The sequence below is a fragment of the Streptomyces sp. NPDC006326 genome, assembly GCF_040612915.1.
Lineage (GTDB): Bacteria > Actinomycetota > Actinomycetes > Streptomycetales > Streptomycetaceae > Streptomyces.
In genome coordinates, this window is record NZ_JBEXRC010000099.1 from 1 (window position 1) to 6497 (window position 6497).

Annotated in this window: 7 protein-coding genes; 5 read left to right on the plus strand and 2 right to left on the minus strand. The window is 74.1% G+C overall.

The annotated features are described in order from the left end of the window. Window positions 1-350: 350 nt before the first annotated feature. Window positions 351-644 (plus strand): hypothetical protein, encoded by a 294-nt coding sequence (locus ABZ128_RS35250; RefSeq protein WP_356853972.1) that lies wholly within the window; start codon window positions 351-353, stop codon window positions 642-644. Window positions 645-669: 25 nt separating this feature from the next. Here ABZ128_RS35250 and ABZ128_RS35255 read toward each other — a convergent pair whose 3' ends face one another. Next, the gene (locus ABZ128_RS35255) at window positions 670-1338 is read right to left on the minus strand and encodes a FadR/GntR family transcriptional regulator (RefSeq protein WP_356853964.1); all 669 of its coding nucleotides are present in this window, start codon (window positions 1336-1338) and stop codon (window positions 670-672) included. 76 nt (window positions 1339-1414) lie between these two features. Between ABZ128_RS35255 and ABZ128_RS35260 the strand changes: the two genes are divergently transcribed. From ABZ128_RS35260 to ABZ128_RS35275, 4 genes are all read left to right on the plus strand, one after another. After that, window positions 1415-2791 (plus strand): MFS transporter, encoded by a 1377-nt coding sequence (locus ABZ128_RS35260; protein ID WP_356853965.1) that lies wholly within the window; start codon window positions 1415-1417, stop codon window positions 2789-2791. Between the two features lie 5 nt (window positions 2792-2796). Beyond that, the gene (locus ABZ128_RS35265; RefSeq protein WP_356853966.1) at window positions 2797-2916 is read left to right on the plus strand and encodes an SGM_5486 family transporter-associated protein; all 120 of its coding nucleotides are present in this window, start codon (window positions 2797-2799) and stop codon (window positions 2914-2916) included. Window positions 2917-3141: 225 nt separating this feature from the next. Beyond that, window positions 3142-3360: a hypothetical protein gene (locus ABZ128_RS35270; RefSeq protein ID WP_356853968.1), complete on the plus strand. Its 219-nt coding sequence runs from the start codon at window positions 3142-3144 to the stop codon at window positions 3358-3360. A gap of 68 nt (window positions 3361-3428) precedes the next feature. Beyond that, window positions 3429-3950 (plus strand): histidine phosphatase family protein, encoded by a 522-nt coding sequence (locus ABZ128_RS35275; RefSeq protein ID WP_356853970.1) that lies wholly within the window; start codon window positions 3429-3431, stop codon window positions 3948-3950. A 102-nt stretch (window positions 3951-4052) separates the two neighbouring features. On the opposite strand, the gene serB is transcribed toward ABZ128_RS35275, so the two are convergent. Then, window positions 4053-5255, minus strand: coding sequence for a phosphoserine phosphatase SerB (gene serB, locus ABZ128_RS35280; protein WP_356853971.1), 1203 nt, complete (start codon window positions 5253-5255; stop codon window positions 4053-4055). Window positions 5256-6497 lie beyond the last annotated feature (1242 nt).

Consider the following 6497-nt stretch of genomic DNA (forward strand, 5'->3'; position numbering starts at 1 on the left):
ACTACGCCAAGGACGCCTGGGCCACCATCCATGCCACCCTTCCCGGGAGGCGCGGCCGCCGCCGTTTTCACGCCCGGAGAGGGGCCCGGCCCCACGGACTCGATCAGATTTTCGGCGCCTGACCGGATCTTCCCGAGTCGAAAACAGGGACAGATGCCTGCAAACTAACCAAGTCGGGATCTTCCCGGCTCCTGCGGGGAGGAGGTACGGGAGTGCGTACGAGACCGAGCCGGGCGGTATCGCTCCTGGTCACCTCCGTGGTCCTGACCGGGCTGCTGGTCCCGGGAGCGGTCGCGCAGCCCGAGGAGAACGACTCGGCGCCCGGCCCGGAGGCGGTGGCCCCGGCGGTGGTGGACCTGGACGAGATCCCCGTGGAACCACCCGTACGGCCCGCAGCACCCACCGACCGGGAGCTGTTCGGTGCGGACTGCGACACCGAGATCCAGGGCTCGCAGGTCACGGCGTACTGCCACAACGGCTATCCGGAGACCGACCTGGTCCGTCTGCACGTGGAGTGCGACCGCTGGTGGGACCTCGACGGGGACGGCGCCGCGCTCGCCGTGGGACCGGCCGGCCGGATCGAGCTCACCAGCCGCTGCTGGAAGGAGGTCCGCTCGGCCTGGGTCAGCCACCAGCGCCCGTGACCTGCCCTCACGTCGGGCACCGGAGTCACTTGCCGAGGCAGGCGAAGGGGTAGCCCGCCGCCTCCGAGGCGGCCGCGTCACCGTCCCCGCGCCGGATCGCCTCGATCAGCCGGGCGTGGTCCAGATGGGCGGCCGGATCCAGCTCCGTGCCCACGTCCGAGCGCAGCCAGTCCGCCACCAGGTCCCCGAGGTCCGCGTACAGCTCGATGAGCACCTCGTTGTGCGAGGCCGCCACCACCGCCATGTGCAGCGCCACGTCCGCCGCCACGAACAGCTCGGCGTCCCCGCTCGCCCAGGCCTCCTCGCGCCGGGCCAGCAGCGCGTCCAGCTGCCCCAGGTCCCGCGCCGTGCGGCGCTCGGCCGCCAGCCGGGCCGCCGAGGACTCCAGCGTCGACCGCAGCTCCGCGATGTGCCGGGGATCGGCCCCGGCGAAGCGGCGGTGCATCACCCCGGCCAGTTCGCTGGTGGCGAGCACGTACGTACCCGACCCCTGCCGGATGTCCAGGAGGCCGTTGTGCGCGAGGGCCCGGACGGCCTCTCGCACGGTGTTGCGGGCCACCCCCAGCAGCTCCACCAGCTCGGGCTCGGTCGGGATGCGGCTGCCGACCGGCCATTCGCCGGAGGTGATCTGGTTCCTGAGCTGGGCGATCACCTGGTCGACGAGAGCGGAGCGCCGGGGCGAGGTCAGGGGCATACGGGCGAGGTCCTCTCCGGGAGTCGGCCACCGCGAGGGTGGACAACCAATCATCCCATGATTCTATGATGGTTGAATGTCTGACGAAGAAACCCGCACGCCGACCCTGAACCGGCCCCCGGCCGCGCACACCCCGCCCTCCGGGGCCACCCCCGCGACCGCCCCGCAGCCCGGCTGGCTCGGCCCGGTCCTCATCGTCGGCATCGTGCTCGCCGCCCTCAACCTGCGGCCCGCCATCACCAGCCTCGGCGCCCTCTTCGAGGAGGTGCGCACCGGACTCGGCATGAGCGGCACCGTCGCCGGACTCATCACCTCCGTCCCCGCCCTCTGCTTCGCCGTCTTCGGCGTCACCGCGCCCCGGCTCTCCCGCCGCTTCGGTCCCGCCGCCGTCGTCTGCGCGGGCATGGGTGCCGTCGCCGCCGGCCTGCTCCTGCGGCCCTTCACCCGGGGCGCCGCCGGGTTCCTCGCCGCCAGCGCCCTGTCCCTGGCGGGCATAGCCCTGACCAACGTGCTGCTCCCGGTGATCGTCAAGCGCTGGTTCCCCGACCGCGTGGGCACCATGACCGGCCTCTACTCGATGGCCCTGGCCGTCGGCACCTCGCTCGCCGCTGCCGCGACCGTGCCGATGACCGCGGCCCTGGGCGGCAGTTGGCGTACGGGCCTGCTCGTGTGGGCCGTGCTCGCGGTGGCCGCCGTACTGCCCTGGCTGCCCGTCGCCGCGGCCGTCCGCCGGGAGCAGCGGGCCTCCTCCGCGGCCGCGTCTGCGCCGGCCTCTGCTTCGGCTGCCGCTGCTTCGGGTACCGCTTCTTCGGGTACCGCTTCCGTCCCCGCGCAGAGCCGGGGCGGGCGGGCCGACGCGGGCCCGCGGGTCGTCCGCAGTCGCACCGCCTGGGCTTTGGCCTGCTACTTCGGCCTCCAGGCCACCGGCGCGTACATCACCATGGGCTGGCTCCCGCAGATCTTCCGCGACGCCGGGGTCTCCGCCGGCACCGCCGGCGTGCTCCTCGCCGTCACCATGGTCATGGGCGTCCCCCTCGCCTTCGTCATCCCCAACCTGGCCGGCCGGATGAAGAACCAGGGCGCCATCGCCGCCACCCTCGGCGTCTTCGGCCTCGTCGGCTACAGCGGACTGCACTTCGCCCCCGCCGCCGGCGCCTGGGCCTGGGCCCTGCTGCTCGGCGTCTCCAACTGCGCCTTCCCGCTCGTCATCACGATGATCGGGCTGCGCGCCAAGTCCCCGGCCGGTGTCGTCAAGCTGTCCGCCTTCGCCCAGAGCGTCGGGTACCTCATCTCCATCCCCGGACCGCTCGTCATCGGCGCCCTCTACCAGCACAGCGGCGGCTGGGACCTGCCCCTGACCCTGATGGCAGGCCTGCTCCTGCCGCAGATCGCCCTCGGCGTCCTGGCCGGACGGGACCGCACCATCGAGGACGAATGCGGCATGGGAGACTGAACGGCATGTCGCCTGTACTCGAACCGAACCCCCAGAACAGCCACAAGAAGCTCGGCCTCGTGCTCGGCGCGATGCTCGTCGTGACCGTGATCATCTCCGTCATCGCGAGCATCGCCTCCCCGTGACCCGGCGGGGCCCGTGGCGGGGAAGAGCGAGCCTGGCCCGCCGGGGCAGCGGGCCCGCGGCGGGGGTGACCGGGCAGGGCCCGTGCCGGGGTAGGGGTATCCCCACCCACCCCTAGGGGGTCAGGCTCAGGGTGAACTGGGGTGCGCCCCGGATGGGGGCCGCGGCTTCGGACCATAGATTCGAGGCAAGCGAGCCAGTCCACCCGCACACCCACGGAGGCGGCCATGTCGGCCCCCATGCACACCCCCGCTCCCCGCGTCACCGCAGCCCGCCTGCCGGCCGGCGCCGACGCCCGGCTGCACTGGTGGGCGCTGGCCCTGCCCGTGCTCGCCTTCGTCCTCCTCCTGCTGCTCCTCGCCGGCTCCGGCGAGGCGAGCGCCGCCACCGGCGAGGGCTCCCCGCTGGTCCACACCGCCGCACAGCTGCTGCGCGCCGTCAGCTGATCCCGCGGAGGGTGGCAAGCCTCCAACACCCTGCGCTCCGTGGCCGGTTTCATGCAAAGCTGGGAGCCATGAGCGCCGACACACCCCGCAGGATCGTCCTCCTCCGGCACGCCAAGGCCGACTGGCCCCAGGTGTCCGACCACGACCGCCCGCTGGCGGAGCGAGGCCGCCAGGACGCACCGGCCGTCGGTCTGAAGCTGGCCGAAACCGGCATCACCTTCGACCTGGCCCTCTGCTCCACCGCCACCCGCACCCGCGAGACCTGGAAGCTCGCCGTCCAGGAGCTGCCGCACCGGCCGAAGACCTCGTACGAGGAGCGGCTGTACGAAGCCTCGCCGGGCGAGCTCATCGCCCTGCTCAACGAGACGCCCGACGAGGTCGAGAACCTCCTCGTCATCGGCCACAACCCGGGCATGCACGCCCTCGCCGACGCCCTCTCCGGCCGCGCCGAGGGAGACACCCTGGCCCGTATGAGCCGTACGGGGTTCCCCACCGCGGCGTTCGCCGTCGTCTCCTTCACCGGCTCCTGGAAGTCCCTGGAGCAGGGTGTCGGCACCCTGCTGGACTACTGGACCCCCAAGGAGCACTGACGGGCGCGGCCCGCGCACACACGGGGACGCAGCCCGCACGCACGGGGACGGGCCCCGGCGCACATGGCGCCGGGGCCCGTCCCCGTGTCCCCGCCCTTCCGGCTAGGCGGTCAGACCGGCGGCCTCGACCTCTTCGCGGGTGACGCCGAGCAGATAGAGCACCGCGTCCAGGAACGGCACGTTCACGGCGGTGTGCGCGGCCTCACGGACCACCGGCTTCGCGTTGAAGGCCACGCCCAGCCCGGCCGCGTTCAGCATGTCCAGGTCATTGGCGCCGTCGCCGATGGCCACCGTCTGCGACAGCGGCACCCCCGCCTCCTCGGCGAACCGGCGCAGCAGCCGGGCCTTGCCGGCCCGGTCCACGATCTCGCCGGTGACCCGGCCGGTCAGCTTCCCGTCGACGATCTCCAGGGTGTTGGCGGAGGCGAAGTCCAGCCCCAGCCGCTCCTGCAGATCGTCCGTCACCTGCGTGAACCCGCCGGAGACGACGCCGACCTGGTAGCCGAGCTGCTTGAGGGTGCGGATGAGGGTCCGGGCACCCGGGGTGAGCCGTACCTCGGCCCGCACCTTGTCCACGACCGAGGCGTCGAGCCCGGCCAGCAGCGAGACCCGGGCGTGCAGCGACTGCTCGAAGTCCAGCTCGCCGCGCATGGCCCGCTCGGTCACCTCGGCGACCTCGGCCTCGCAGCCCGCGTGGGCGGCGAACAGCTCGATGACCTCGTCCTGGATCAGGGTCGAGTCCACGTCCATGACCACCAGCCGCTGCGCCCGGCGGTGCAGACCGGCCGAGACCACGGCCACGTCGACGCCGATGTGTGCGGCGGCGGTGGCCAGGGCGGTGCGCAGGGGCTCGGTCTCGCAGCCGGAGACGGCGAACTCGACCGCCGTCACCGGGTACTTGGCGAGCCGGAAGATACGGTCGATGTTGCCCCCGGTGGCGGTGATCCGGGCGGCGATGGCGGCGGTGGACTCGGCGGTGAGCGGGTGCCCGAGCACCGTGACATGGGAACGGCCGCTGCCGCGGGGCCGGTTGTCACCGGTGCCGGAGAGGATCTCGGCCTGCATCTTGAGCGACTCGGCCCAGCTGTGGACGGTGGCCCGCAGCTCGCCTTCGGTGCCGGCGGCGGGCTTGGTGACGAGGGCGCACAGGACGATGCGGCCGCGGGTGACGACCTGCTCGATGTCGACCACGTCGACGGAGTAGGCGGCGAGGGTGTCGAACAGCCCGGCGGTGATCCCGGGACGGTCCTTGCCGAAGATCTTGACGAGGAGGGTGGGGACGTCGGAGGTCTGCGAAGCGCTCATGGTGTTCTCACCGTATCTTCCCGCCCCCGAGGACAGGACCCCCGTCCCACCTGCCGGAACCTTTTCGCTCCACCGCCACCGGGGCGACTCCCGCCCTTCCCCGTACCGCCACCCGGGCGACCCCGGCCCTTTCCCGTGCCGCTGCCCGGGGGGCTCGGGTGTTCGCGTGCGGGTGCCGGGGGGGCTTGGCCGTTCCGCGTGCTGCTGCGGGGGGCTTGGCCGTTCTCCGTGCTGCTGCCGGGGGGCTTGGCCGTTCCCCGTGCTGCCGCGGGAGGCTTGGCCGTTCTCCGTGCTGCTGCCCGGGGGGCCCGGCCGTTCTCCGTGCTGCTGCCCGGGGGGCCTGCTGCCTGCCGTCTGGGGGTGCCGGGTGCCGCCTGCGGCCGGGGAGCCTACGGCCTGGGGGCTCGTCCCTTCCCCGTACCGCCGTGCGGGGAGCCCGGCCGTTCTCCGTGCTGCTGCCCGGGGGGCCTGCTGCCTGCCGTCTGGGGGTGCCGGGTGCCGCCTGCGGCCCGGGGGCTCGGCTCTTTCCGGGGGCGCTGCCTGGGGCGGCCCTTCCCCCTGCCGCTGCCGGGGCCCGACGTTCTCCGTGCCGCCGCCTGGGGGGGGGGCCTGCTGCCTGCCGTCTGGGGGGTGCCGGGTGCCTCCTGCGGCCCGGGGGCCCGGGAGCCCGGCTGTTTCCCGTACCGCTGCCGGGGGCTCGGCCCCTTCCCGTGGCGCTGCCCGGGCCGCCGGCCGTCCCCGGCCGCCGCCCACCGCCTGCCGCCTGTCGCCTGTCGCCTGCCGCCTGTCGGGTGCCGGGTGCGGCCTGCCGCCTGTCGCCTGCCGCCTGCCGCTGTCGCCTGCCGAAGCCGCGGCCGAACGCCCCGGCTCCGAGGCCTGCGCGGCACCTGCCTGCCGGCCCCGGAGCCGCGGCTTCCGGGCCGGTTCGGCTGCGCGGGACTGCCCCGCCGGGTAGCCGGGGCGGTGGTGCCGGGCCTGGCTCGGCACCTGACGGCTGGGGCTCCGCCCCAGTGGCGGCCCCCGGGCGGCCGGGCTTCTCTCCCCCCGTGCGCCCCGGGCGGGCCGGACTCCCCCCGGCCGCCGGAGCCCCGCACCCGGTGTCAGAGGGAGTCCGGGGGCGTCCCGTCAGTCCAGTGTCCTTCCGTGTCGGGCCGGGCCGTCAAGGGCGCTCTCTTCGTTCGCGTCGCTTCGCGATGGCCTGCGGCCACCCTTGACTGCCCGGCCCGCCCCGGAAAGACAAAG